Below are 26,103 nucleotides of genomic sequence, written 5' to 3' on the forward strand. Positions count from 1 at the left end.
GTACGGCGAATTCATGAGGCAGTGACGATGAACTGCCGGACCTGACGATCTCTGCGACAATCGCGGCATTGGCCTGAATTCTAACGTATGCGCCGCTATTCCACGACCGCCGAGCCCGCCCCCGCCGAGCCGGCAAACTCCCTGTTCAAGGGCGCTGGCGCGCCCCGCAGCGACTGGCAGACCGTTCGCAACCTGCTGCCTTACGTCTGGCACTACAAGTGGCGAGTGATCCTGGCGCTGACCTGCCTGGTTGCCGCCAAGGTTGCCAACCTCGGCGTGCCCGTGTTGATGAAGAAGCTCGTCGATACGATGAACATCGCGCCGGGCAACGCCACGGCGCTGCTCGTGGTGCCCGCCGGGCTGATCGTCGCGTACGGCATGCTGCGTCTCTCCGGCACGTTGTTCACCGAGTTGCGCGAGATCCTCTTTGCCAAGGTCACGCAGAGCGCGGTGCGCGAAATCGCGTTGCAGGTGTTCCGCCATCTGCATGCGCTGTCGCTGCGATTCCACCTGGACCGGCAGACGGGCGGCATGAGCCGCGATATCGAGCGCGGCACGCGCGGCATCCAGTCGCTGATCTCGTACTCGCTGTACAGCATCCTGCCCACGCTGGTGGAGATGTCGCTGGTCATCGGCTTTCTGCTGCTGCACTACGACATCTGGTTCGCGGCGATTACGCTGTGCGCGCTGGTGGCGTATATCGCGTTCACGATCATCGTGACCGAGTGGCGCACGCACTTCCGCCGCAAGATGAACGAGCTGGACTCGCGCGCCAACCAGAAGGCCATCGATTCGCTGCTGAACTTTGAAACCGTCAAATACTTCGGTAACGAGGAATACGAGGCGCGCCGCTACGACGAAAACCTGCGCACGTATCGCACGGCCGCCATCCGCTCGCAGAACTCGCTGTCGCTGCTGAATTTCGGTCAGCAGACGATCATCGCCGTCGGGCTGATCCTGATCCTGTGGCGTGCCACGGTGGGCGTGGCGGCGGGCAAGCTGACGCTGGGCGACCTCGTGCTGGTCAACACGTTGATGATCCAGCTTTATATCCCGCTGAATTTCCTTGGTGTGATCTATCGCGAAATCAAGCAGGCCACCACCGACATGGATCGCATGTTCGTGCTGCTGGGTACGAACCAGGAAGTGGCCGATGCCCCCGGTGCCGCACCGCTGCGCGTGGACGGTGCGGAAGTGCGCTTCCGCCATGTGGGGTTTGGCTACGAGTCGAACCGCACGATTCTCGACGATGTGGATTTCACGATTGCCGCGGGCACCACCACGGCGGTGGTCGGGCACAGTGGCTCGGGCAAGTCCACGCTGGCGCGGCTGCTGTTCCGCTTCTATGACGTGAGTCGGGGTGGGATCGAGATCGATGGGCAGGATACCCGCAAGGTCACGCAAGCGAGCCTGCGCGCATCGATCGGCATCGTGCCGCAAGACACCGTGCTGTTCAACGACAGCATCTACTACAACATTGCCTATGGCCGGCCCGAAGCCACGCGCGACGAGGTAATCGAGGCCGCGCGCGCCGCGCAGATCGATCATTTCATCAGCGAGTTGCCGCAGGGGTACGACACACCTGTGGGCGAGCGTGGGCTCAAGCTGTCCGGTGGCGAGAAGCAACGCGTGGCCATCGCGCGCACGCTGCTCAAGAATCCGCCGATCCTGGTGTTCGACGAAGCCACCTCGGCGCTGGATTCGCGCACCGAACAGGCCATCCAGTCCGAACTGATGCGCCTGGCGCAGAACCGCACCACGCTGCTGATCGCGCATCGGTTGTCGACGGTGGTGCATGCCGATCAGATCCTGGTGATGGATCATGGCCGCATCGTCGAGCGCGGCACGCACGCCGAACTGATGCGCGCCAATGGCCGCTATGCAGGCATGTGGCAGATCCAGGCGCGTAATGCCGCGCAGGGTGTGCCCGATGCCGATGCGCTCGCCATCGACGCAGGCGACGAGACGCAGGACGCCTGACGTTTCTCTGAAGCGCGCCGTCATCGATTGTCGACAATCGATGACGGCAACCTGCGCGTACAGATGCGTGCGCACAATCATGGGTCGTCAATGCACCGCGCCCATGCATCGCGCCGGTGCGGCATGCCCCCTGCAAAGGCTGGCACGACCCTTGCAAAAAGCACCCTCCAGATAGATAAAAACTGGAGAAGGTCCATGCTGCAATTCGCTCTGCGTCGCCAATTTCTGAAACTGTGCACCACGGCAGGCACCGCGATGGTGCTGTCGACACTCTGCGTGGGCACCGCGCAGGCGCAAGCCGCGACGAAAGTCCGCTTCCAGCTCGACTGGCGTTTCGAAGGTCCGGCCGCACTGTTCCTGCTCGGCGAGCAGAAGGGCTACTTCAAGAACGAGAAGCTCGATGTGTCGATCGACGCGGGCAACGGCTCGGGCAATGTGGTCAACCGCGTGGCATCGGGCACGTATGACATGGGCTTTGCCGACCTGGCTTCGGTGATGGAGTTCTACGGCAACAACCCCGATGCCAAGAACAAGCCAGTGGCCGTGATGATGGTCTACAACAACACGCCCGCCGCCGTGCTGGCGCTGAAGAAGTCGGGCATCAAGGCGCCGAAGGACCTGACGGGCAAGAAGCTCGGTGCGCCGGTGTTCGACGCGGGCCGTCGTGCCTTCCCGATCTTCGCCAAGGCCAACGGCCTGCAGGCGGCATCGTTCAACTGGCAGGCGATGGACCCCACGCTGCGCGAAACGATGCTGACGCGTGGCGATCTCGATGCCATCACCGGTTTCTCTTTCACGTCGATCCTGAACCTGAACGCGCGTGGCGTGAAGGATGAGGACATCGTGGTGCTGCCGTATCCGCAGTTCGGCGTGAAGCTCTACGGCAACGCGATCATCGCATCGGAACAGTTCCTGAAGAGCAACCCCGAAGCGGTCAAGGCATTCCTGCGCGCCTTTGCGAAATCGGCCAAGGACGTGATCGCGCATCCGGAAGAAGGCATCAAGGCCGTGAAGGCGCGTGACGGCATCATCGACGAGAAGCTGGAGGTCAAGCGCCTGAAGTTGGCGCTCGACAGCGTGGTGAAGTCGCCGGATGCCAAGGCCGAGGGCTTTGGCCGCGTGAACAAGCCGCGCCTGTCGCTGATGGCTTCGCAGGTGGCCGATGCCTTCGGCACCAAGGGCCGTATCAATCCCGATACGCTGTGGACCGACGCCTATCTGCCGTCTGCCGCCGAACTGGACGTGCTGCGATGATGGCAAGAGAAGCACTGATGCCCGCCTCGGGCGGGTCACCGGCCGATGCGGGTGGCGGCCAGCCATTCGTCGATTTCAATCGCGTATGGCTGGCCTATGACGATGAACTCGCGCGTCGCGGCGAGTTCGCAGTCGAGGATATTTCGCTGCAGGCTGCAGAAGGTGAATTCATCGCCATCGTGGGACCCTCGGGCTGCGGCAAGTCCACGTTCATGAAGCTCGCTACCGGCTTGCGCCAGCCGACGCGCGGCGTGGTCAGCATCAATGGCACCAAGGTCACTGGCCCGCTCAAGCAGGTGGGCATGGCATTCCAGGCGCCCACGCTGCTGCCGTGGCGCACCACGCTCGACAACGTGATGCTGCCGCTGGAGATCGTCGAGCCGTATCGATCCACCATGCGCAAGAAGCGCGACGAGTACGTGGAACGTGCGCGCATGCTGCTGAAGACCGTGGGCCTGTCCGGCTACGAGGACAAGTATCCGTGGCAACTGTCAGGTGGCATGCAGCAACGCGCATCGATCTGCCGCGCGCTGATTCACGAGCCGCGCATGCTGCTGCTCGATGAACCGTTCGGTGCGCTAGATGCCTTCACGCGAGAAGAGCTGTGGTGCGTGCTGCGCGATCTCTGGCAGGCGCAGCGCTTCAACGTGATTCTCGTCACGCACGATCTGCGCGAGGCCGTGTTCCTGGCCGATACCGTCTACGTGATGAGCCCGCGTCCGGGCCGTATTCTGCTGCGCCGCGAGATCGACCTGCCGCGTCCGCGTCCGCTCGACATCACCTACACCGAACCCTTTGCCGAACGCGTGCATGAACTGCGCGAGAAGATCGGGCATAACCGGGGACAACACTGATCATGGCGACGATGTCCTCTCTTCAGGCCAGGCGCGTGCAGCGCGTGGCCCCGTGGATTCTGCTGGGTACGTTCCTGCTGTTGTGGCAGGGGGCATGCCTCATCTTCAACGTCTCGGACTTCATCCTGCCGAGCCCGTCGGCCATCGTGGCTTCGCTGGGCGAGTACGGCGGCGTGATCGCCACGCATGCATGGCGCACGTTCTGGACGACCATGGTGGGCTTCGGCCTCGCCATCGTCGTAGGCGTACTGCTGGGCATGCTGCTCGGATCGTCGCGGCTCGCTTACGCGGCCACGTATCCGCTGATGACGGCGTTCAATGCATTGCCGAAAGCCGCATTCGTGCCGATCCTCGTGGTGTGGCTCGGCCTCGGTGCCGGTCCCGCGATCATCACGGCGTTCCTGATCTCGTTCTTCCCGATCATGGTGAACATTGCCACGGGTCTCGCCACGCTCGAACCGGAACTTGAAGACGTGCTGCGCGTGCTGGGTGCCAAGCGTCGCGATGTGCTGATCAAGGTGGGTCTGCCCCGCGCGATGCCGTTCTTCTTCGCCTCGCTCAAGGTGGCGATCACGCTGGCCTTCGTCGGCACGACCGTTTCGGAAATGAGCGCGGCGAACGAAGGCATCGGCTACCTGCTGGTATCGGCCGGCTCCGCGATGAAAATGCCACTGGCGTTTGCCGGCCTCGTCGTGATCGCGGTGATGGCGATGCTGATGTACGAACTGTTCGCCGTGCTCGAAAAACGCATGACGAGCTGGGCCCATCGTGGATAGCCGTGGTTGATCAGGCGTAATCCAGCGGCAACGCCGTCGTGTACTTGATCTGTTCCATCGCGAAGCTCGAACTGACATCGGCCAGTTCTACGCCCTGGATCAGTTTCTTGTACACGGTGTCATAAGCGGCGATATCCGGCACCACCACGCGCAACAGGTAGTCGGTATCGCCCGCCATGCGGTAGAACTCGGTCACTTCCGGAATCGATGCCACGAGTCCGTGAAACGCCTTGAGCCATTTCACGTTGTGCTGGTTGGTGCGGATCGAGACAAAAACCGTCACGCCAACATTGAGCTTGGCCGCATCGAGCAGCGCCACGCGCTTTCGCACGACGCCGGATTCTTCGAGCTTCTGGATGCGGCGCCAGCATGGCGTCGACGTCAGCCCCACGCGTTCGCCGATCTCGGCAACAGGCACAGCGGCATCTTCCTGGAGGATCTCCAGGATCTGGCGGTCATAGCGGTCCATGGGATTTCCTGCAAACCTGAAAATTTCGATCCAAAACCCGCGCAGATTGTAATCCTGTTCCAACGGAGGGGGCGGAGGCAGAAAAATATTGTCGATGGCGGCGTCCGTGCTGCGCGGGACGTGGACGCAGGCGATAATCCGCGCCATGGAAATCAAATGGCTTGAAGACTTCGTCAGCCTGGCCGAGACGCACAGCTTCTCGCGCTCGGCGGAACTGCGGCATGTCACGCAGCCGGCGTTCTCGCGCCGCATCCAGTCATTGGAGGCGTGGGTGGGCACCGAGCTGATCGACCGGTCCAGTTACCCCACGAGCCTGACCTCGGCGGGCAAGGTGTTCTACGAGCAGGCACTGGCGATGCTGGCGCAGGTCAGCGAGACCCGTGCGCTGATGCGCGGGCAGCGGTCGGCCAATGCGCAGGTGCTGGAATTCGCCGTCCCGCACACGTTGTCGCTGACGTTCTTCCCCGAATGGCTCAAGGGCGTGGAGCGCAAGGTCGGCACACTGCCATGCCGCCTGCGCGCGCTCAATGTCCACGATGCGGTGCTGATGCTGGTGGAAGGCGGCTGCGACCTCGTCATGGTCTATCACCATCCGCGCCAGGCCATCCAGCTCGATCCGGCGCACTACGACATGCTCGTGCTCGGCACCGAACGGCTGTCGCCTTACAGCGTGCCCGATGCCACGGGTCGCCCGCTGTTCCGGCTGCCGGGTACGGACAAGAAGCCAGTGCCATTCCTGAGTTACACGCCCAATGCGTTTCTGGGCCGGATGGTGGACATGCTGCTGGCGGAGTCCGCCGATACGCTCAAGCTCGACAAATGCTACGAAACCGATATGGCCGAGGCGCTCAAGGCGATGGCGCTGGCCGGACACGGCATGGCATTCTTGCCGGAAAGCACGGTGCGTGAAGACGTGGCCGCCGGCCGTCTGGTGCGGGCCGAGGCGGCGCGCGGGCTGCCGCAATCGATCGATATGGAAATCCGGCTCTATCGCGAGCGACCTTCCGATAACGGGACCGAACGGCGCGGCGGCCAGTCGCGCCGCAAACGCCAGTTCGTGGACCGCATCTGGGCCGCACTGACGGCGCCGGCGTCGGACGCGTGAAACCGCAAGGTGCCAGGAAGGGGCGCCAAGGTTATGCGAGGCTTGCATAACCTGCGGAGGCGGGATGATGAAACGGCATTGGATTGGGGCAGGGCAGCGCCGATATCCTCCGTGTCACCTTCACTCGGAACTCAACGATGTCTTCCGCAGCACCGACGCAAAACGTCTCGAATGTCTCGCATGCCCACGCCCTGCCTTCCTACCTGAAAGCCGACGACCTCGGCCCGTGGGGCATCTACCTGCAGCAAGTCGATCGTGTCACGCCCTACCTGGGCTCGCTGGCGCGCTGGGTGGAAACGCTGAAGCGCCCCAAGCGCGCGCTGATCGTCGACGTACCCATCGAACTGGACAACGGCACCATCGCCCACTACGAGGGTTACCGGGTGCAGCACAACCTGTCGCGCGGCCCGGGCAAGGGCGGCGTGCGTTTCCACCAGGACGTGACGCTGTCCGAGGTGATGGCGCTGTCGGCATGGATGTCGGTGAAGAACGCGGCGGTGAACGTGCCCTACGGCGGTGCCAAGGGTGGCATCCGCGTGGATCCGCGCACGCTGTCGCACGGCGAGCTGGAACGCCTGACCCGTCGCTACACCAGTGAAATCAACATCATCATCGGTCCGAACAAGGACATTCCGGCGCCTGACGTGAATACCAACGCCCAGGTCATGGCCTGGATGATGGACACCTATTCGATGAATTCGGGCAGCACGGCCACCGGCGTGGTGACCGGCAAGCCGATCTCGCTGGGTGGCTCGCTGGGCCGCCATGAAGCCACCGGCCGTGGCGTGTTCGTGGTGGGTTCGGAAGCCGCCCGCAACCTGGGCATGGACGTCAAGGGTGCGCGCGTGGCCGTGCAGGGCTTCGGCAATGTGGGCGCTGTGGCCGCCAAGCTGTTCCATGAAGCCGGCGCCAAGGTGGTGGCGGTGCAGGATCACCGCACCACGCTGTTCAACCCGGCGGGTCTGGACGTGCCGGCAATGATGGAATACGCATCGCACAGCGGCACGATCGACGGCTTCCAGGCCGAAGTCCTCAAGGGTGACCAGTTCTGGGATGTGGAGTGCGACATCCTGATCCCGGCCGCGCTGGAAGGCCAGATCACCGCCGAGAACGCACCGCGCATCACGGCCAAGCTGGTGATCGAGGGCGCCAACGGCCCGACCACTCCACAGGCCGACGACATCCTGCGCGAGCGCAATATTCTGGTTTGCCCGGACGTGATTGCCAATGCAGGCGGCGTGACCGTGTCCTATTTTGAATGGGTGCAGGATTTCTCCAGCTTCTTCTGGACCGAAGAGGAGATCAATGACCGGCTGGTACGAATCATGCAAGAGGCTTTCCGGGCGATCTGGCAGGTTGCCCAGGACAACAAGGTCACGCTGCGGACGGCCGCGTTCATCGTCGCCTGCACGCGGATCCTGCAGGCGCGCGAGATGCGCGGCCTCTATCCTTGATGGAGGACGATTCATGAAGCCGGGATTTGACGCTGCTGCAATGCAGCAAAATTCCCCGCTTCGGTGAAGCCCGCAACGCGGCGATCGGATGACTCCGGTTGCCGCGTTTTTTTGTCATCAACGGTTTGAAGCGGCGGCAACAATCGGTGCGCACTTGTGTCTCATTTTGGCGCAACGCAGCTAAACCATCGCTGAATTGGCACCAGTTAGGGGAAAAACCCGTTGTCTTGAGTGACGAGCTAAGCAATACTGTTTCGCCGGTGGGGCAGTCTGTTACAGTCCCGCCTTTCTCTTCATGGTCAAGGAGATGTTATGAATGTTGCCAAGTTGGCAGGCCTGATGATTGCGGCAGGGGTGTTGTGCGCAAGCGCGCAAGCAGCTGAGCCGCTGACGGGTACGCTGCAGAAGATCAAGGAAACGGGTGTCATCACGCTGGGCGTGCGGGACTCCTCGATTCCCTTCAACTACAACCTCGGCGGTGTCCGTCAGGTTGGGTATTCCTACGATATCAATATGAAGATCGTGGAAGCCATCAAGGATCAGTTGAAGCTGCCGAACCTGCAGGTCAAGGAAATTCCGATCACGTCGCAGAACCGCATCACGCTGCTGCAGAACGGCACGATCGATATCGAGTGCGGCTCGACCACGAACAACCTGGAACGCCAGAAGCAGGCATCGTTCACGAACAGCATCTTCATCATCGGCACGCGCATCATGGTGAAGAAGGACGGCGGCATCAAGGACTGGGCCGACCTGAAGGGCAAGAACGTGGTGACCACCGCTGGCACCACGTCCGAGCGCCTGCTGCGCAAGATGAACGATGACCAGAAGCTGGGCATGAATATCATCAGCACCAAGGACCATGGCCAGTCGTTCCTGACGCTGGAATCGGGCCGTGCCGTGGCGTTCATGATGGACGACGCGCTGCTGTTCGGCGAACGCGCCAAGGCCAAGAACCCGGCAGACTGGATCGTCGTGGGCAAGCCGCAGTCGCGTGAATCGTACGGCTGCATGATCCGCAAGGATGACGCACCGTTCAAGAAGATCTCCGACACCGTGATCGCCGGCCTGATGAAGGATGGTTCGATCAACACGATGTACGCGAAGTGGTTCCAGCAACCGGTCCCGCCCAAGGGCCTGAACCTGGACTTCCCGTTGTCCGAAGATATGAAGGCGCTCTTCAAGACCCCGAACGACAAGGCACTCGACTGATCGTTGCGATTGGCGCAGTGCGAAACGGAAGGAGCAGTCCTTCCGTTTCTTTTTGAGGACGCACTATGGATTACGCTTTTCACTGGGGAGTCTTCCTCGAGCAGGCCGCTTCCAACGAGACGTACCTGGACTGGATGATTTCCGGTCTCAAGGTCACGATCGCGCTGGGCCTGTCGTCGTGGGTGATCGCCCTTGTTCTCGGCTCGGTGCTGGGCGTGCTGCGCACGGTCCCGAACAAGTGGCTGTCGGGGTTTGCCGCCACTTACGTCGAAATCTTCCGAAATATTCCGCTGCTGGTGCAGCTGTTCATCTGGTACTTCGTCGGACCCGAGCTGCTGCCGGGCGGCGAAGCCATCAAGCAGATGAACCCGTTCACCCAGCAGTTCCTGGCAGCCATGATCTGCCTGGGCACCTTCACGGCCGCCCGGGTTTGCGAACAGGTGCGCTCGGGGATCAATTCGCTGCCGCGCGGCCAGAAGAACGCTGGCCTGGCCATGGGTTTCACGCTGGCGCAGACGTACCGCCACGTGCTGCTGCCGATGGCCTTCCGCGTCATCGTGCCGCCGATCACCTCCGAGTTCCTGAACATCTTCAAGAACTCGGCCGTGGCATCGACGATCGGCCTGCTGGAACTGGCCGCACAGGGCCGCCAGCTGGTGGACTACACCGCGCGTCCGTATGAATCGTTCATCGCGGTCACGCTGCTGTACGCGCTGATCAACTTCACGGTGATGTTCCTGATGCGCTGGGTGGAACGCCGTACCCGCGTGCCGGGCTTCATCGGCACGAAGTAAGGAGCTGCAACATGGCATACGAATTCGATTTCAGCTCCATCAATTACTCCACGCTGCATGTGCTGGGCGAGGGTATGGCCGTTTCGCTCAAGATCACGGTGACGGCGGTGATCGTCGGCATCGTCTGGGGCACGATCCTGGCGATGATGCGTTTGTCGTCGATCAAGGCACTGAACTGGTTTGCACAGGGGTACGTGACGCTGTTTCGGTCCATCCCGCTGGTGATGGTGCTGCTGTGGTTCTTCCTGATCATTCCGCAGTTGCTGCAGAAGGTGTTCAACCTCTCGGCGGCATCCGACCTGCGCATGACCTCCGCGCTGATCGCGTTCTCGCTGTTCGAGGCCGCGTACTACTCGGAAATTATCCGCGCCGGTATCCAGAGCGTGTCGCGTGGCCAGATGTTCGCGGCCCAGGCACTGGGCATGACCTATGGTCAGACCATGCGGCTGGTGATCCTGCCGCAGGCGTTCCGCAACATGGTGCCGCTGCTGCTGACGCAAGGCATCATCCTGTTCCAGGATACGTCGCTGGTCTACGTGAGCGCGCTGGCAGACTTCTTCGGCCAGGCTTACGGTATTGGCGAGCGTGACGGCCGCATCGTGGAGATGCTGTTGTTTGCTGGTCTCGTGTACTTCATCATTTGTTTTTCCGCTTCGCTGCTGGTCAAGCGTTATCAGAAAAAGGTGGCCGTATGATCGAAATTAATAACGTTTCCAAGTGGTACGGCGCCTTCCAGGTGCTGACCGATTGCACCACCAAGGTGGCCAAGGGCGAAGTGGTGGTGGTGTGCGGTCCGTCGGGCTCGGGCAAGTCGACGCTGATCAAGACCGTGAACGCGCTGGAGCCGTTCCAGAAGGGCGACATCCTCGTGGATGGCACGTCGGTGGGCAACCCGAAGACGAACCTGCCCAAGCTGCGCTCGCGCGTGGGCATGGTGTTCCAGAACTTCGAACTGTTCCCGCACCTGTCGATCACCGAGAACCTGACCATCGCGCAGATGAAGGTGCTGGGCCGCTCGAAGGACGAAGCCAACGCCAAGGGCATGAAGTACCTGGAGCGCGTGGGTCTGAAGAGCCAGGCCGACAAGTATCCGGGTCAACTGTCAGGTGGCCAGCAGCAGCGAGTGGCCATTGCGCGCGCGCTGTCGATGGATCCGATCTGCATGCTGTTCGACGAACCGACTTCGGCGCTTGACCCGGAAATGGTCAACGAAGTGCTCGACGTAATGGTGCAACTGGCCAACGAAGGCATGACCATGATGTGCGTGACCCACGAAATGGGCTTCGCCCGCAAGGTGGCCAACCGCGTGATCTTCATGGACGCCGGCAAGATCGTGGAAGACTGCGCCAAGGAGGAGTTCTTCGGCAATATCGAAGCCCGCTCCGAGCGCGCCCGTCAGTTCCTGTCGAAGATCCTGCAGCACTGAGATCGTAGGGTGCAGACCGAAGCTGTTGGTGGTTAGGCAGCCGACGCCGTGCGCTGCGCCCAAGCGATATCAGGATGTGGTGTCTTGGCCCTCTCTCCCCTCAGAGGGAGAGAGCGGGAGAGAGGGGTGGTCTAGCTGGGTACCAGCTTGGCCGAAGCTGTCGGTTTTTTCAGGCGCGGACAGCGCTTGATGCGCTGACCCTCTCCCCCAGCCCCTCTCCCGCTCTGCGGGAGAGGGGAGCAATCCCCCTCAAGTACAAGCCGTATTCGCGGCATTCTTCGCCTGCACCTCAGGCGGTATCGGCACCGTCCACGTCATGACGGGCTTTCCATTCTCGAACATGATCAGCTCGCCAGGCGCAAACTGCGTCCACGTCTCGTTGTCCGTCAACGGTGCGGTGGCGATAACGGCCACGCGATCGTCCGGCGTGGTGACCTGTGCGAAATCGATCGACAGGTCGGCATCGATCAGATGTGCCTTGGAGAACGGCCACTGCCGCACGATGTAGTACAGCCGCGTGGAGCAGTGCGCAAACAGCGCCTGACCGTTGCACAGCAGGAAGTTGAATACCCCATGCAGCGTGATGTCTCGCGTGATGTCGGCCAGCGCATGTCCCAACTCATTCAGCGGCGGCTGCGATCCCGGAAAGCGTTTGCGCAGCCCCTGCATCAGCGTGCAGAACGCCAGTTCGCTGTCGGTGTCGCCCACAGGCTGGTAGACGCCGGACAGGAAAGGGGCGAATCCGTGCAGGTCGCCGTTATGCGCGAAGATCCAGTGCCGGCCCCAGAGCTCACGCATGAACGGATGGCAGTTCTCCAGCCGGACCGTGCCTTGCGTGGCCTTGCGGATATGCGAGATCACGTTCTTCGACTTGATGGGGTAGCGCTTGATCAGGTCTGCCACCGGCGACGAGCCCGCCGATTGGTTATCGATGAACAGGCGGCACGCCTTGTCCTCGAAGAAGGCCACGCCGAAACCATCGGAGTGGTGGTCCGTCACACCGCCGCGCGCGGCAAAGCCGGTGAAGGAGAACGTCACGTCGGTTGGCGTGGCGCAGTTCATGCCTAGCAGCTGGCACATGGCGAGGGCACCGTGCGGCAGGGGGCTGCCGCTTTGCAATAGAATGGGGCCATTATCCTTCGCGTACCGGACGCTGCCAAGCACGGCGCCGACGCCCTCATCCCTTCCCAGCCATGAATCGAGACAAGATCGCTGCCATTCCCGGAGACGGAATCGGAACGGAACCCATGCCCCAGGGCGCCATCGCGGAGGCATCATGAATTTCCAGGGCTGTCCGCGCACCTTGCTGCTCGAGAGTTTCCACGCCGCTGTTGCTGCCGCCGATCCATTGCAAATCGTTGCCGATCACCTGCCGCCGCCGCATGCCGGAGGGCGCACGCTCGTGGTGGGCGCAGGCAAGGCTGCCGCGTCGATGGCGGCAGCGGTCGAGCGCGCCTACCAGGGCAAGGCCACGCTCGAAGGCATCGTCGTCACGCGCTATGCGCATGGCATGCCCACCGACCATATCCGCGTGATCGAGGCCGGCCATCCGGTGCCCGACGAAGCGGGCGAGCAGGCCGCCGCCGATATCCTGGCGCGTGTGCAATCGCTCGGACCCGAGGATCGGCTGATCGTGCTGGTCTCGGGCGGCGGCTCCAGCCTGCTGTCGCTGCCGGCCGATGGCATCCCCATGGCCGACCTGAAAGCCACCACGCGCGAGTTGCTGCGTTGTGGCGCACCGATCACGGACATGAACGTCGTGCGCAAGCATATTTCGCGCATCCAGGGCGGAAGGCTCGCGCAGGCGAGCCGGGCACCCGTGACCACGCTGATCGTGTCCGATGTGGCGGGCGACGATCCGAGTGCCATCGCCTCCGGTCCTACGGTTCCCGATCCCAGCACCTATGCCGATGCCCTCGGCATCCTGAAACGCTTCGGCGCCACGGTGCCGGCGAGCGTGCAATCCCATCTGGAACGCGGCGCGCGCGGCGAGATCGATGAAACGCCGAAGCCGGGCGATCCGCTGTTCAAGCGCGTCGACAACCGCATGATCGCCACGGCACATGGCAGCCTGGAAGCTGCCGCCGCGCTGTTCCGCCGTCAAGGCATCGAACCCGTGGTGCTCGGCGATACGGTTACCGGCGAGGCGCAGGAGGTGGCACGCGTCTATGCCGCGCTCGTCCGCGAGATTCGCAAGTACAATGCGCCGTTCTCCGCGCCGGTGGCGCTGATCTCGGGCGGTGAATGCACGGTCACATTGCCGAGTGGTGCGACAAACGCGCGTGGCGGGCGGTGCTCGGAATTCCTGCTGTCGCTGGCCATCGAGCTGGCCGGTGCGGAAAAAATCCACGCGATTGCCGCCGACACCGACGGCATCGATGGTTCCGAGGACAACGCCGGTGCGTTGCTGGGCCCCGATTCGCTGGCGCGCGCTGATGCAGCCGGCGTCTCGGCCCGGCACAGCCTGGATGCCCACGACGCGTGGGGGTTCTTCCATGCGGTGGATGACCTCGTCGTGACCGGCCCCACGCGGACCAACGTGAACGATTTCCGCGCCATCCTGATTCTCTAGTTGTTGCTTGTCCCCATGACCCAAAAGATCACGATTACCCGCCCGGACGACTGGCACCTGCACCTGCGCGATGGCGCGGCGCTGACCGCTGTCCTGCCCGATACCGCACGCCAGTTCGCGCGCGCCATCGTCATGCCGAACCTCAAGCCGCCGGTCACCACGGTGGCGCAAGCCGCTGCCTACCGCGACCGCATCCTGGCCGCACTGCCGGCCGGGATGACGTTCGAGCCGCTGATGACGCTGTACCTGACCGACAACCTGCCGCCCGAGGAAATCGTCGCAGCCAAGGCCAGCGGTTTTGTCCACGCGGTGAAGCTGTACCCGGCCGGCGCCACGACCAACAGCGATGCTGGCGTGACCGATATCAAGCGATGCGCCCCTACGCTGGAAGCCATGCAGCGTGCAGGCATGCCGCTGCTGGTGCACGGCGAAGTCACCAATGGCGACATTGACCTGTTCGACCGCGAAGCCGTATTCATCGAGCGCGTGATGAAACCGCTGCGCCGCGATTTCCCGGAACTGAAGGTGGTGTTCGAGCACATCACCACGTCCGAGGCCGCCCAGTACGTGGCCGAAGCCGAAGGCCCGATCGCTGCGACGATCACCGCGCACCATCTGCTCTACAACCGCAACGCGATCTTCATCGGCGGCATCCGTCCGCATTACTACTGCCTGCCGGTACTCAAGCGCGAGACCCATCGTGAGGCGCTGGTAAAGGCCGCTACGTCGGGCAGCGACCGTTTCTTCCTCGGCACGGACAGCGCGCCGCATGCCAAGGGCCTCAAGGAGCACGCGTGCGGTTGCGCGGGTTGCTACACGGCGCTGCATGCGATGGAGCTTTACGCCGAAGCATTCGATGCAGTCGGCGCGCTGGACAAGCTGGAGGCGTTCGCCAGCTTCAACGGCCCGGCGTTCTACAACCTGCCGCGCAACACGGGCACGTTGACGCTGACGCGCGAGGATTGGGAGCTGCCGACGGAACTGCCGTACGGCGACACCACGCTGGTGCCGCTGCGCGCAGGCGAAACGCTGCGCTGGAAGGCAAGCTGATTGCTTCCGGCGATTGACTGGACGCGGCCCTGGTACCAACCATTCGCCGCGTCCGCATCGGTCCTTTCGCACGAGGATCTGCGCGAAGGACTCAATGCAGTCGCCGGTGCCCTGCGCAATGCGCGCGGGCAGCCGCTACGCTTCGTGCCGCAGTCATCGTTGCCCGATGGCACGGCGTACGAATCCCACATCCACGCCAGCGGGCAGGTGCCGACGCGCGACAACCTCCACGACGCCTTCAACGCGTTGATCTGGCTGCACTTCCCCGAAACCAAACGATTGCTGAACCGGCTGCAGGCCGAGGCCATTGCGCGCGACGGCGTGCAACAGATGCGAGGCGGTCTGCGCGATGCCGCCACGCTGTTCGACGAGAACGCGATCCTTTTCCTCACCGAAGACGACACGCTGTTCGATGCCCTGAAAGGGTTTGACTGGCGCGAATTGTTCATCACCCGGCGCGTTTCGTGGCGGGGCGTCTGTGGCGTGATGCCGTTCGGGCACGCATTGCTCGAGAAGCTCGTCCATCCCTACAAGGCCGCCACGGCCCACGCCTGGCGTGTCATTGCGCCGCCGTCGATGCCGATGCACGAACTCGACGCCATGCTTGCAGCGGATCTCGCCGAAGCGGCAGAAGCAGGCCGCTTCGCCGGTGGCCGCAGCTTTTCGCCGTTGCCGGTCATGGGTATCCCGGGCTGGTGCGACGGCAACGCTGATCCAGCGTTCTATGAGGATGTCACGGTGTTTCGTCCGGGACGCCGGCCGCCCCAGCCGTCCATTCGGTGATAGACTGCGGCCCGCAAAGCAGGCCAGACAATCGCTGCTTGTTCCCGCAAGGGGCAAGGGGAGGAAAGTCCGGACTCCACAGGGCAGGGTGTTGGCTAACAGCCATCCACGGTAACGTGCGGAATAGGGCCACAGAGACGAGTCTTGCCGCTGGCTTCGGTCGGCGGGAAGGGTGAAACGCGGTAACCTCCACCTGGAGCAATCCCAAATAGGCAGACGTTGAGGCGGCCCGCTGAGTCTGCGGGTAGGGAGCTGGAACCGTCCGGTAACGGCCGGTCTAGAGGAATGGTTGTCACATGCAGAGTGCCCGCAAGGGCGGTCGGCATGCACAGAATCCGGCTTATCGGCCTGCTTTGCTTCGGATTTGAGAACGCCCGGCGTGCTTCTGCACCGCCGGGCGTTTTGCTTTGGCGTGAGCGTGGAAACGTCAGCCTTCGACGATCTCGGTGGTATGCGTGATCTCGGCAGTCTTCGCCAGCATGATCGATGCCGAGCAGTACTTCTCGTGCGACAGCTCGATGGCACGCTCCACCTTGGCGGGGTCCAGGCCCTTGCCGGTTACCGTGAAGTGGAAGTTGATCTTCGTGAACACCTTCGGATCGGTATCGGCGCGCTCGGCTTCCAGCTTGACCGAGCAGCCGCGAATATCCTGGCGGCCACGCTTCAGGATCAGCACCACGTCATAGGCGGTGCAGCCGCCAGTGCCCAGCAGCACCATCTCCATTGGACGCGGCGCCAGGTTGTTGCCGCCACCGTCCGGTGCGCCGTCCATGGCCACCAGATGGCCGCTGCCGGTCTGGGCGATGAAGCTCATGCCCTCCGGGCCCGACCATGTCACTTTGCATTCCATTTTTTTCGTTCCTCGATTCGTTGATGTCCTGATTTCGCTCGCACGCAGGGCATCTCATGACTTGCATTTCGCGAGTATAGGCTAACTCCGCGAGCGCCTTCCCCTACGGGATTTCCCCTAAAAATCTGAGGGTTTCCTCTAGTGTGGTGTCGATCAACGACTCACTTTGGATACGTAAGTTATTGATTTTTAGGTAATGACTCACTTTATGAGTGGCGTACTATTTATTCCATATTATGATATTGGATTTCGTAGTGTAAATTTTCTTGCCTTGGAGGGGGCCGTATGTATAATCCAATCCATCGAACGACGGCGCACGAAGAGCGCGCAGAGTGCGAAAGCGAAAGCAGGTTCCGACCCGGATCGCTTCCCGCACCACCGCAATGACCGGCCCCGTCGATCGCCCGGTGTCTCCTCCACCCTCCTCCTTTGGTGGATTCAAACCCAAGTCCGATAGACTTGGGTTTTTTTTCGCCCTTTGCAAGGGCCGCCACGGTGCGCCAGTGAACAACTCGGCGCTTGCCATGCTGTCAGCCGGCAAAGACTTGACGAAATCCGGCAACTTTGCTTGTGCGATGGCGCGGTAGGCGCTTATAATCGTCGGCTTTCCGGTCATTGCCCCCGGAAAAAATCAGGGAGAGCCTGCAGAGAACAAGCAGGAAGGTCAGGTCCCAAGGGCCGACCGACGACAGGACGCTAAAACGGCGACCGTCATACCGGGCAGATTTTCTAATCAGGAAAAATCATGAAGACCTTTTCCGCCAAGCCTGCAGAGGTAAAGCGCGACTGGTACGTGATTGACGCGACGGACAAAGTCCTCGGCCGTGTTGCCAGCGAAGTGGCACGCCGACTGCGCGGCAAGCACAAGCCAGAATTTACTCCTCACGTCGACACCGGTGATTTCATCATCATCGTCAATGCAGCCAAACTGCGCGTGACGGGTACCAAAGAACAGGACAAGAAGTACTATCGCCATTCGGGTTACCCGGGCGGTATCTACGAAACGACGTTCGGCAAGATGCAGCAGCGTTTCCCGGGCCGTGCCCTGGAAAAGGCTGTCAAGGGCATGCTGCCGAAGGGTCCGCTGGGCTACGCGATGATCAAGAAGCTGAAGGTTTACGCCGAAGCCGAGCATCCGCATAGCGCACAGCAGCCCAAGGTGCTGGAAATCTAAGGGGGCCATCCATGATCGGTAATTGGAATTACGGTACTGGCCGCCGCAAGAGCGCCGTGGCACGTGTCTTCATCAAGTCGGGCAAGGGCGCTATTGTCGTCAACGGCAAGCCCATCAACGAGTATTTCGCTCGCGAAACCTCGCTGATGATCGTGCGCCAGCCGCTGGAACTGACGGCTCACGCCGAAACGTTCGACATCAAGGTCAACGTGACCGGTGGTGGTGAAACCGGCCAGGCCGGTGCTGTTCGCCACGGCATCACCCGCGCGCTGATCGATTACGACGCCACGCTGAAGTCGGCCCTGTCGAAGGCTGGCTACGTTACGCGTGACGCACGTGAAGTCGAGCGTAAGAAGGTTGGTCTGCACAAGGCGCGTCGTCGGAAGCAATTCTCGAAGCGTTAATGTGTTTCTGCCTGGTCCGGCCCGCCGGATCTGGCAAGGCCCGAAAAAGACCGCACGGTTCATCGTGCGGTTTTTTTTTGCCATGACATTTCAGATCAAGGACTTGTCACATTCAGCGTTGCGCATATCCGTGCTTAAAGCATTTCATCCGCATGCCGTTCATGCGGCGATACAATCACGGGCTTGCATCCAGACGCTGCATGAAAAGGGAGTAGATACATGCTGTTTTCCAAGAAGAAGGGCCTGTCCATCGATACATTGATCGGGCCGGACACCACCATCGAGGGCGATGTGGCGTTCTCCGGCGGTTTGCGTCTGGATGGCCGCGTGCGCGGCAACATCATCGCTGTGGAAGGCAAGTCCAGCATGCTCGTGATCACCGAGAAAGGTGTGGTCGAGGGCGAAATCCGCGTCGAGCATCTGGTCCTGAACGGCACAGTGAACGGGCCGGTCCATGCGACGGAACTGCTCGAACTGCAAGCGCAGGCCCGGGTCCATGGCGAGGTGCGTTATGCGGCGCTTGAGATGCAGCAGGGGGCGCTCGTCGAAGGGCGTCTGATCCCGCTGGTGCAGACAGAAGTGCGTGCATTGCCCAATCACGTCCCGCCCGCAGAGACCGATGTGGATGTCGAAGCCACTGTCGTGGAGATCGTGGCAGATGTCCCAACCGTGGAAAACGTGACGGAAGAGGCTTCCGAAACCGGTGAAAAGCTGGAAAAGGTTGAGAAAGTGGCCTGACGCGGCCCGGCAATCCAGACGCAGAGGCCCTTGAAATCAAGGGGTTTCGGCACGATTTCAGAGTAGCGCTTAGAATACGGGCGTACCTAACCAGGAGAATTCCCCATGAACGCAGTCGCAGAGGCACCCGTTACCGAAGATGTGCCGGCACCGTTCGTCTTTACTGACAGCGCGGCCGACAAGGTCAAGCAATTGATCGAGGAAGAGGGCAACGCCGAATTGAAGCTGCGCGTGTTCGTGCAGGGCGGCGGTTGCTCCGGCTTCCAGTATGGCTTCACGTTCGACGAAGACGTGAATGAAGACGACACCCAGATGAACAAGAACGGTGTCACCCTGTTGATCGACTCGATGAGCTACCAGTACCTGATTGGCGCCGAGATCGACTACAAGGAAGACATCAACGGCGCCCAGTTCGTGATCAAGAACCCGAATGCCTCGACCACCTGTGGTTGCGGCTCGTCGTTCTCGGTCTGACGCCAGACGTCTCGCCATAAAAAAAAGCGCACCCTACGGTGCGCTTTTTTCTTCCGCAGAACCCCTGACGCGCTCAGCGCGGATAGATCGCGCCCAGCACGCGCGGTCCGGCTGCCCCCGTCACGGTCGGTACATTGCCGGGCGCACGGTGCACGCACTGGCGGGCGAACCATGCAAACGCCAGCGCTTCCACCTGGGAAACCGGCACGCCATACGCGTCCGAAGTCTCCACCGTCACGCCCGGCAGTAACTGTCCAAGATTGCCGAGCAACGCCTCGTTGTACGCACCGCCACCACAAACAATCAGCCGTTGGGCATCTGGCGCGCAAGTCTGCACGTCACGCGCAATAGCCGTAGCCGTCAGCGTGGCCAGCGTGGCTTGCACATCGGCCGCCGGCAGCGGGCTTGGCAGGCTTTCCAGCACCGCCTGCAGCCAGCCCGGGTGGAACAGGTCGCGGCCGGTACTCTTGGGTGGCGGGGCGTGGAAATAGGGTTCGGTCAGCAGTCGCGTCAGCAGCGCCTCGTCGACGCTGCCTGTGGCACCCCAGGCGCCGCGATCGTCGAATGGCTCGCCGCGATGACGTTGCACCCAGTCATCGAGCAGTGCATTGCCCGGTCCGCAGTCGAAGCCGGTCACAGGCCGGCCGGTATTCGCGGCGGGCAGGATGCTGATATTCGAGATGCCCCCGATATTGCAGACCACGCGGGTCTCGTCGCGCGCGCCAAATAGCGCCGCGTGGACGGCGGGAACGAGCGGTGCACCTTGTCCTCCTGCGGCGATATCGCGACTGCGGAAGTCCGCGACGACATCAATGTCGGTCAGTTCCGCCAGCAGGGCAGGATGTTGGGTCTGTCGGGTGTAGCCCGTTCCGTCATAGAGTCCGGGACGATGCCGGATGGTCTGGCCGTGTGCGCCGATCGCAACCACCTGGCTGGCGTTGATATCGGACTCACGCAACAAGGCTTCCACGCACGCAGCGTAGACGCGCGCCAGACCATTGGCGGCCATGGCTTCACGATGAATCTCGTCTTCGCCAGGTTGTTGCAGCGCTGCGAAGGCTTCACGCAGGCTGTCCGGGAATGGCAGGTGAGCCGCAGCCAGCACCATCGGCTGCGCCGCCGTGAAATCGACGAGGACGCCGTCCGCGCCGTCCATGCTGGTGCCTGACATCAGGCCAATGAAACAATCAGTAGGCACCGGGGGCATGGATATCGGTTTCGGTCGAAGCTCAGTTGCTGGCGGTCAGTACATTGTAGGTGCGGAGCATGTTGATGCGGCTCAGCGTGGCACTGGTGTAGGTCAGGAAGTCCGCGCGCGACTTGCCGGTCAAGGTCGGCGCTTCCATCAACGTCGTCGTCAGCGGATTCTGCGGAACGTCGTTGTAGCGGAACTCATAGTGCAGGTGCGGCCCAGTGGCCCAGCCCGTCGAACCGACATAGCCGATCAGTTGGCCCTGCGACACATGCTGGCCTTCGCGTAGTCCGGCAAAGCGCGACAGGTGCGCATAAAAGGTCGAGTAGCCGTTGGCATGCTTGAGCACGACGATGTTGCCGTAGCCGTTCTGCTGCCCGGCGAACTCCACCGTGGCATCGGCCGTGGCGATCACCTTGGTGCCCTGCGGCGCGGCGAAATCCACGCCCTTGTGCTGCTTCCACTGATGGTGAAGCGGGTGGTCGCGCCCGCCGAACCCTGACGATACGCGCGAGAACTCTACTGGCGAACGCAGGAACGGACGCTTCATGCTGCGCCCATCGAACGTGTAGTAGGCGCCCGGCGTACCGTCCTTCGGTGCGTACCAGAGTGCCTGGTACAGCGTGTTGCGGTTGATCAGTTCGATGGCCACGACACGGCCATTGCGAACGAATGCGCCATCGCGGAAGCCGGCTTCGTAGACGATGCGGAAACGGTCGCCACGGGCGATGTCGTGGTGGAAGTCGATGACACCCGAGAAGATCGAGATCATCTGGTTGACCACTTCGTCAGGCACGCTCGCGCTGTCCATCGACTTGAAGAAACCGGTGGCGTCGATTGCGCCGGACGCCATTTCGTAGTGCAGGTCGTTGTCGACTGCCTCGATGCGCGCCTTGTACGTGAAATCGCCGCCTTCCTTTTTAGGCGCCACGCGCTCGATCACGAGTTCGCGCGAACTGCCTGCGTCGCCGCCGAGGTTGGCTTGCAGCGAAACCAGCAGATTGCTGCTGTCGATCTCGGCCTGCACCGCCTGGCCGGGGTTCAGGTCGAACAGGCTGCGGGCGGTAGGGTTCTTGACGATAAACGCTTGCGCATCGGGATCGTCCACGCCGAGCCGGCGCAGCAGGGAGCCGATGGTATCGCCGCGCTGCATGCGTTCCTGCTGTACGTAGACGCCCGCGTCGCTCGCCTCGGTCAGCTGTTCGAGTTGCTCATGCACGTCGGGCATGCGCAGGGTATGTTCGACTCGCGGGGCGAGCGGATCATCGAATGCGTTGCGGGGGGCAACGCCCATCGCCGCCGCCATGCCAAGCGTAAAAACCGTGCCGACGGCGACGGTCAACTGCTTGCGGCGGCGCGTATGCTGGGGATTCGTCGGGTCAACCAGGACTACCAGTTGCCGCGCGAAAACATCGCGGAGATTAGACCACATCACGTAGAATTCAAGCTTTCCGAATTGGCAGGCCCTACCGCGACGATTTGTTTCGTCTGCCATCCTCCCCCGAGGTGCGGTGCGGGTATTGTCTGTTTGCCACCCTTCCGGGTGACCGCCGACGACTGTTGTCGGACGAGAAGCTGCGAAGTATATCAGATGAAAATCTGTCATCCGTAGCCTTTTTCCTAAAGATTTCAAAGACTTACCCATGACTGAAGTGAAGCCGGCCGCCGTGGCCAACTATCCACTTACGCCGTCCGTGATGCGCGCACTGGAGATCACCAAGCGCGGCTGCGACGAGCTTCTGGTCGAGGCCGAATGGCTCCAGAAGCTGGCCCGGAGCGAGGCCACTGGTGTGCCGCTGCGCATCAAGCTGGGACTCGACCCCACCGCGCCCGACATCCACCTGGGCCATACCGTGGTGCTGAACAAGCTGCGCCAGTTGCAGGACCTGGGGCACCAGGTGATCTTTCTCATCGGTGATTTCACGTCGACGATTGGCGATCCCTCGGGGCGCAATTCCACGCGGCCGCCGCTGACCCGCGAGCAGATCGAGGCCAACGCCACCACCTACTACAAGCAGGCCAGCCTGGTACTCGATCCCGCGAAAACGGAAATCCGCTACAACAGCGAGTGGTGTGATCCGCTGGGCGCACGCGGCATGATCCAGCTCGCTGCCAAGTACACCGTGGCGCGCATGATGGAGCGCGACGATTTCACCAAGCGTTTCCGTTCCGGTGTGCCGATTTCGGTCCACGAGTTCCTGTATCCGCTGATGCAGGGCTACGACTCGGTGGCGCTGAAGGCGGACCTGGAGATGGGCGGCACGGACCAGAAGTTCAACCTGCTGGTGGGCCGCGAACTTCAGAAGGAATACGGGCAGGAATCGCAGTGCATCCTGACCATGCCGCTGCTGGTAGGACTGGACGGCGTCGAGAAGATGTCGAAGTCCAAGAACAATTACATCGGCGTGACCGAAGCGCCGAACGAGATGTTCGGCAAGCTCATGAGCATCTCGGACGACTTGATGTGGCAATACTTCACGTTGCTGTCGTTCCGCCCGCTGGCCGAGATCGACCTGATGAAGCAGGAAATCGCCGCGGGCCGCAATCCGCGCGATTGCAAGGTGCTGCTGGCGCAAGAGATCGTGGCGCGTTTCCACAGCCAGGCCGATGCCGAGAGCGCGCTGGAAGCATTCAACCATCGCGCCCGTGGCGGTATTCCGGACGACATTCCGGCCGTGAGCCTGGAAGGTGCGCCGATGGCCATCGCCCAGTTGCTCAAGCAGGCCAACCTTGTGCCGTCTACCTCCGAGGCAAACCGCAATATCGAACAGGGCGGCGTGAAGATCGACGGCGCCACCGTTGCGGACAAATCCGTCAAGGTGGCGGCGGGGACGTATGTGGTGCAGGTCGGCAAGCGCCGCTTTGCACGTGTGACGCTGGCCTGAGGGGCGCGATGATCGCCCTGATCCAGCGTGTGACGCAGGCGCGCGTGACCGTGGAAGGCCGGACGACCGGCGAGATCGGTGCGGGCCTGCTGGCCCTGGTGTGCGCCGAGCGTGGCGACACCGAGGCGCAGGCCGAGCGCCTGTTGGCCAAGATGCTGGGCTATCGCGTGTTTTCCGACGCAGCCGGCAAGATGAACCTGCCGGTGCAGAACATTGACGGGCAGGGCAAGGCGGGCGGACTGCTCGTGGTGTCCCAGTTCACGCTGGCCGCTGACACGAACAGTGGGACGCGGCCGAGTTTTACGCCGGCGGCCTCGCCCGAAGACGGTCGTCGCCTGTACGATCATTTCGTGGCCCGCGCCCGTGCCGCACATCCCGATGTCCAGACCGGGGAATTCGGCGCGATGATGCAGGTCAGCCTGACTAATGACGGCCCGGTGACGTTCTGGCTGCGCGTGCCCCCGGCCGGCACGGCGTGAGATTGCGGACGCGCCAGGACGCAAGTGCCTGACCCGCTGCAACCTGATCGCCAAACGAATCCAAGTCGAAGGAGATCCACATGAAACTCTGGAGCAAGGCTTTTGCCGACAACGCGCCCATTCCGGGCGAGTTCGCGTTCTGCGTGCCCGACGCGGCCAATCACGTGACGCTGTCGACCAACCGCAACCCCGATTTGCATTGGGATGACGTACCCGCAGGCACGCGCTCTTTCGTGTTGCTCGCCCACGATCCCGACGTGCCGAGCCGTGGCGACGATGTGAACCAGGAAGACCGCGAGGTGCCGGAATCGTTGCCGCGCCTGGATTTCTTCCACTGGGTGCTGGTCGATATTCCCCCGGGCCTGACCACGATCTCGGCTGGTACGCATAGCGACGGCGTGATCGCGCGCGGCAAGCCCGGACCCGAGGCACTGGTCGGTACGGCCACTGCTGGCGGCCTGCGCCACGGTACGAACGACTACACGGGCTGGTTTGCCAACCACGACGACATGAAGGGCGACTACTTCGGCTACGACGGCCCGTGCCCGCCGTGGAACGACGCGATCGTCCATCGCTACGTGTTCACGGTGTATGCGCTCGATATCGACAGCGTGCCCGTGGAAGGCAAGTTCACTGGCGCCGATGTGCGCGAGGCTATCCAGGGTCACGTGCTGGCCGAGGCCAGCTATACCGGCACGTACACGCTCAACCCGCGTCTCATCAAATAATTCTCAGGACCGCCGTCCGTCGCCCCCCAAGGAATCGGCATGTCGCAAAGCTCTGGCCCGCAAACGCTGGCCTACACCCACCTGATCGTCATCCGCCATGGCGAGACGGCCTGGAACCGCGAACGCCGTTTGCAGGGCCAGGTCGATATTCCGCTCAACGACACGGGCCGCGCTCAGGCGCTGGCGCTGGCCGGCGCGTTGTCGGGCGAGCCGATCGATGCCGTGTATTCGAGCGACCTGGGCCGGGCGATGGAAACCGCGGCGCCGCTGGCGCAGGCACTCGGACTGACCGTGCGCACGGAGCCGCGGCTGCGGGAACGTCACTACGGCGACTTGCAGACGATGACCTACGCCGAGGTCGCCGAGAAGCGGCCCGAGGATTTCGCGAACTGGCAGGCGCGCGTGCCCGACTATGCGCCGCCGGGTGGTGAATCGCTACGGGAGTTCCAGGATCGGGCGGTGGAAATCGCGCTGGCCCTGGCCCGTCGGCACCCCGGCGAGCGGATTGCGATGGTGGCGCACGGCGGCGTGCTCGACTGCCTCTATCGCGAAGCCACGGGCATGACGATCGAAGCGCCGCGCGAGCATGAGCTGCTCAATGCCAGCATCAACCGCATGCGCTGCGACAGCGCCACACTGACGGTGCTGCAATGGGCCGATGTCAGCCATCTGGAAGCGCTGACGCTCGACGAGGTAGACCGGCGCGTGCCCTGAAACCCAGGGCAACGCAGGCTCAGACCTTCAGGCGGAACGGGGTGAAGTTGGTATTCCTGTCGTACCAGTCCTCGTTCTCGGCACGCTTCAGGAACGCCACCACCTTGTAGGTCACGGGCGTCATGACCACCTCCCAGCCCGTCTTCAGCACGTACTGCGCCACGGCCACCTGGATGACTTTCTCCAGCGGCCAGATGCCGTAGAAGGCAATCACGTAGAACAGCGAGGAGTCGACCAGTTCACCGGCCAGTGTCGATCCGATGGTGCGCGTCCACAGCCAGCGCCCGCCCGACCACAACTTCATCTTGGCCAGCACATAGCTGTTGGTGAAGCTGCCGCAGCAGAAGGCGATCAGCGAGCCGAGGGCGATGCGCCAGGTATTGCCGAACACATCCTCCAGGCTCTTCTGGTAGTCGATCATGAATGGCGCCACCGGCATGCGCAGCACCACGAACGCCATGAACGTGGCAAACGCCAGGGCGGCAAAGCCGGCCCACACCACGCGCCGGTCGCGGCCATAGCCATACACCTCGGTCAGCACGTCGCCAAAGATGTACGAGACGGGAAAGAACAGCACGCCAGCGCCGAATGTCACGGGGCCGATCACCGGCAGCGTGACCTGCGCGGCCTTGGCCGCCCCGATCAGATTCGAACACAGCAGCACCGTCACGAAGGCCACCATGACGAGGTCGTAGTAGCGATAGGTCCGGCCGATATGTGGGGCAGTGTGCGGGCC

27 protein-coding genes and 1 other RNA gene are annotated in these 26,103 nt (G+C 62.4%); 22 read left to right on the forward strand and 6 right to left on the reverse strand.

Features of this window, described 5'->3' with window-relative positions:
• The first annotated feature begins 87 nt into the window (after nt 1-87).
• From FFS21_RS06635 to FFS21_RS06650, 4 genes are all read left to right on the forward strand, one after another.
• On the forward strand, nt 88-1,980 hold the full coding sequence (locus FFS21_RS06635) for an ABCB family ABC transporter ATP-binding protein/permease (RefSeq protein ID WP_137924117.1): 1,893 nt from the start codon (nt 88-90) through the stop codon (nt 1,978-1,980).
• Between the two features lie 195 nt (nt 1,981-2,175).
• Complete coding sequence (locus FFS21_RS06640) at nt 2,176-3,234, forward strand: ABC transporter substrate-binding protein (RefSeq protein WP_137924118.1); 1,059 nt, start codon at nt 2,176-2,178, stop codon at nt 3,232-3,234.
• The gene (locus tag FFS21_RS06645) at nt 3,231-4,088 is read left to right on the forward strand and encodes an ABC transporter ATP-binding protein (RefSeq protein ID WP_137924119.1); all 858 of its coding nucleotides are present in this window, start codon (nt 3,231-3,233) and stop codon (nt 4,086-4,088) included. The genes FFS21_RS06640 and FFS21_RS06645 overlap by 4 nt, the downstream gene beginning before the upstream one ends.
• A gap of 2 nt (nt 4,089-4,090) precedes the next feature.
• Nucleotides 4,091-4,864, forward strand: coding sequence for an ABC transporter permease (locus FFS21_RS06650; protein ID WP_137924120.1), 774 nt, complete (start codon nt 4,091-4,093; stop codon nt 4,862-4,864).
• Between the two features lie 10 nt (nt 4,865-4,874).
• Here the strand turns inward: FFS21_RS06650 and FFS21_RS06655 are convergent, their stop codons facing one another.
• Nucleotides 4,875-5,333 (reverse strand): Lrp/AsnC family transcriptional regulator, encoded by a 459-nt coding sequence (locus FFS21_RS06655; RefSeq protein WP_137924121.1) that lies wholly within the window; start codon nt 5,331-5,333, stop codon nt 4,875-4,877.
• Nucleotides 5,334-5,478: 145 nt separating this feature from the next.
• Between FFS21_RS06655 and FFS21_RS06660 the strand changes: the two genes are divergently transcribed.
• From FFS21_RS06660 to FFS21_RS06685, 6 genes are all read left to right on the forward strand, one after another.
• Nucleotides 5,479-6,438 carry a LysR substrate-binding domain-containing protein gene (locus FFS21_RS06660; RefSeq protein ID WP_137924122.1) on the forward strand — a complete coding sequence of 320 codons (960 nt, stop codon included), beginning with the start codon at nt 5,479-5,481 and terminating at the stop codon, nt 6,436-6,438.
• 137 nt (nt 6,439-6,575) lie between these two features.
• Nucleotides 6,576-7,892, forward strand: a complete 1,317-nt coding sequence (locus FFS21_RS06665) for a Glu/Leu/Phe/Val family dehydrogenase (RefSeq protein WP_137924123.1) — start codon at nt 6,576-6,578, stop codon at nt 7,890-7,892.
• A gap of 312 nt (nt 7,893-8,204) precedes the next feature.
• On the forward strand, nt 8,205-9,104 hold the full coding sequence (locus FFS21_RS06670; protein ID WP_137924124.1) for a glutamate/aspartate ABC transporter substrate-binding protein: 900 nt from the start codon (nt 8,205-8,207) through the stop codon (nt 9,102-9,104).
• 65 nt (nt 9,105-9,169) lie between these two features.
• A complete protein-coding gene (locus FFS21_RS06675; protein WP_137924125.1) occupies nt 9,170-9,898 on the forward strand; it encodes an amino acid ABC transporter permease in 729 nt (242 codons plus the stop codon).
• A gap of 11 nt (nt 9,899-9,909) precedes the next feature.
• On the forward strand, nt 9,910-10,593 hold the full coding sequence (gltK, locus tag FFS21_RS06680; RefSeq protein WP_137924126.1) for a glutamate/aspartate ABC transporter permease GltK: 684 nt from the start codon (nt 9,910-9,912) through the stop codon (nt 10,591-10,593).
• Nucleotides 10,590-11,324, forward strand: a complete 735-nt coding sequence (locus tag FFS21_RS06685) for an amino acid ABC transporter ATP-binding protein (RefSeq protein WP_137924127.1) — start codon at nt 10,590-10,592, stop codon at nt 11,322-11,324. Before gltK ends, FFS21_RS06685 begins: the two co-directional genes overlap by 4 nt.
• A gap of 249 nt (nt 11,325-11,573) precedes the next feature.
• On the opposite strand, the gene FFS21_RS06690 is transcribed toward FFS21_RS06685, so the two are convergent.
• The gene (locus FFS21_RS06690; protein WP_137924128.1) at nt 11,574-12,404 is read right to left on the reverse strand and encodes a class II glutamine amidotransferase; all 831 of its coding nucleotides are present in this window, start codon (nt 12,402-12,404) and stop codon (nt 11,574-11,576) included.
• 196 nt (nt 12,405-12,600) lie between these two features.
• On the opposite strand from FFS21_RS06690, the gene FFS21_RS06695 reads away from it, so the two are divergent.
• The 4 genes from FFS21_RS06695 to rnpB all read left to right on the forward strand — a co-directional run bounded on the left by FFS21_RS06695 (nt 12,601) and on the right by rnpB (nt 16,088).
• Nucleotides 12,601-13,896, forward strand: a complete 1,296-nt coding sequence (locus FFS21_RS06695) for a glycerate kinase type-2 family protein (RefSeq protein WP_137924129.1) — start codon at nt 12,601-12,603, stop codon at nt 13,894-13,896.
• A 15-nt stretch (nt 13,897-13,911) separates the two neighbouring features.
• Nucleotides 13,912-14,946 (forward strand): dihydroorotase, encoded by a 1,035-nt coding sequence (gene pyrC, locus FFS21_RS06700; protein WP_137924130.1) that lies wholly within the window; start codon nt 13,912-13,914, stop codon nt 14,944-14,946.
• Nucleotides 14,947-15,729 carry a DUF3025 domain-containing protein gene (locus tag FFS21_RS06705; protein ID WP_137924131.1) on the forward strand — a complete coding sequence of 261 codons (783 nt, stop codon included), beginning with the start codon at nt 14,947-14,949 and terminating at the stop codon, nt 15,727-15,729.
• 15 nt (nt 15,730-15,744) lie between these two features.
• An RNA gene (rnpB, locus tag FFS21_RS06710) (RNase P RNA component class A) lies at nt 15,745-16,088 on the forward strand.
• Between the two features lie 68 nt (nt 16,089-16,156).
• On the opposite strand, the gene FFS21_RS06715 is transcribed toward rnpB, so the two are convergent.
• A complete protein-coding gene (locus FFS21_RS06715; protein ID WP_137924132.1) occupies nt 16,157-16,579 on the reverse strand; it encodes an OsmC family protein in 423 nt (140 codons plus the stop codon).
• A 745-nt stretch (nt 16,580-17,324) separates the two neighbouring features.
• Here FFS21_RS06715 and rplM point away from each other — a divergent pair.
• From rplM to erpA, 4 genes are all read left to right on the forward strand, one after another.
• Entirely contained in the window at nt 17,325-17,753 is a 429-nt protein-coding gene (gene rplM / locus FFS21_RS06720; protein WP_008646003.1) for a 50S ribosomal protein L13, read from the forward strand.
• An 11-nt stretch (nt 17,754-17,764) separates the two neighbouring features.
• Nucleotides 17,765-18,157 (forward strand): 30S ribosomal protein S9, encoded by a 393-nt coding sequence (gene rpsI, locus FFS21_RS06725; protein WP_137924133.1) that lies wholly within the window; start codon nt 17,765-17,767, stop codon nt 18,155-18,157.
• Between the two features lie 219 nt (nt 18,158-18,376).
• Entirely contained in the window at nt 18,377-18,895 is a 519-nt protein-coding gene (locus FFS21_RS06730; RefSeq protein WP_137924134.1) for a bactofilin family protein, read from the forward strand.
• 105 nt (nt 18,896-19,000) lie between these two features.
• Nucleotides 19,001-19,369 (forward strand): iron-sulfur cluster insertion protein ErpA, encoded by a 369-nt coding sequence (gene erpA, locus FFS21_RS06735; RefSeq protein WP_137924135.1) that lies wholly within the window; start codon nt 19,001-19,003, stop codon nt 19,367-19,369.
• A 73-nt stretch (nt 19,370-19,442) separates the two neighbouring features.
• Here the strand turns inward: erpA and FFS21_RS06740 are convergent, their stop codons facing one another.
• Together FFS21_RS06740 and FFS21_RS06745 are read right to left on the reverse strand one after the other, a co-directional pair.
• A complete protein-coding gene (locus tag FFS21_RS06740; protein WP_137924136.1) occupies nt 19,443-20,576 on the reverse strand; it encodes an anhydro-N-acetylmuramic acid kinase in 1,134 nt (377 codons plus the stop codon).
• A 22-nt stretch (nt 20,577-20,598) separates the two neighbouring features.
• Complete coding sequence (locus FFS21_RS06745; RefSeq protein ID WP_137924137.1) at nt 20,599-21,993, reverse strand: M23 family metallopeptidase; 1,395 nt, start codon at nt 21,991-21,993, stop codon at nt 20,599-20,601.
• A gap of 211 nt (nt 21,994-22,204) precedes the next feature.
• Between FFS21_RS06745 and tyrS the strand changes: the two genes are divergently transcribed.
• The 4 genes from tyrS (at nt 22,205) to FFS21_RS06765 (ending at nt 25,367) form a co-directional block, all read left to right on the forward strand.
• Nucleotides 22,205-23,446: a tyrosine--tRNA ligase gene (gene tyrS / locus FFS21_RS06750; RefSeq protein WP_137924138.1), complete on the forward strand. Its 1,242-nt coding sequence runs from the start codon at nt 22,205-22,207 to the stop codon at nt 23,444-23,446.
• An 8-nt stretch (nt 23,447-23,454) separates the two neighbouring features.
• The gene (gene dtd, locus FFS21_RS06755) at nt 23,455-23,925 is read left to right on the forward strand and encodes a D-aminoacyl-tRNA deacylase (protein WP_137924139.1); all 471 of its coding nucleotides are present in this window, start codon (nt 23,455-23,457) and stop codon (nt 23,923-23,925) included.
• Between the two features lie 80 nt (nt 23,926-24,005).
• The gene (locus FFS21_RS06760; protein WP_137924140.1) at nt 24,006-24,653 is read left to right on the forward strand and encodes a YbhB/YbcL family Raf kinase inhibitor-like protein; all 648 of its coding nucleotides are present in this window, start codon (nt 24,006-24,008) and stop codon (nt 24,651-24,653) included.
• Nucleotides 24,654-24,692: 39 nt separating this feature from the next.
• Entirely contained in the window at nt 24,693-25,367 is a 675-nt protein-coding gene (locus FFS21_RS06765; protein WP_137924141.1) for a histidine phosphatase family protein, read from the forward strand.
• Nucleotides 25,368-25,386: 19 nt separating this feature from the next.
• Here the strand turns inward: FFS21_RS06765 and FFS21_RS06770 are convergent, their stop codons facing one another.
• Nucleotides 25,387-26,082 (reverse strand): queuosine precursor transporter, encoded by a 696-nt coding sequence (locus FFS21_RS06770; RefSeq protein WP_137924149.1) that lies wholly within the window; start codon nt 26,080-26,082, stop codon nt 25,387-25,389.
• Nucleotides 26,083-26,103: the final 21 nt, after the last annotated feature.

It is taken from the genome of Cupriavidus sp. 2SB (genome assembly GCF_005503625.1).
Lineage (GTDB): Bacteria > Pseudomonadota > Gammaproteobacteria > Burkholderiales > Burkholderiaceae > Cupriavidus.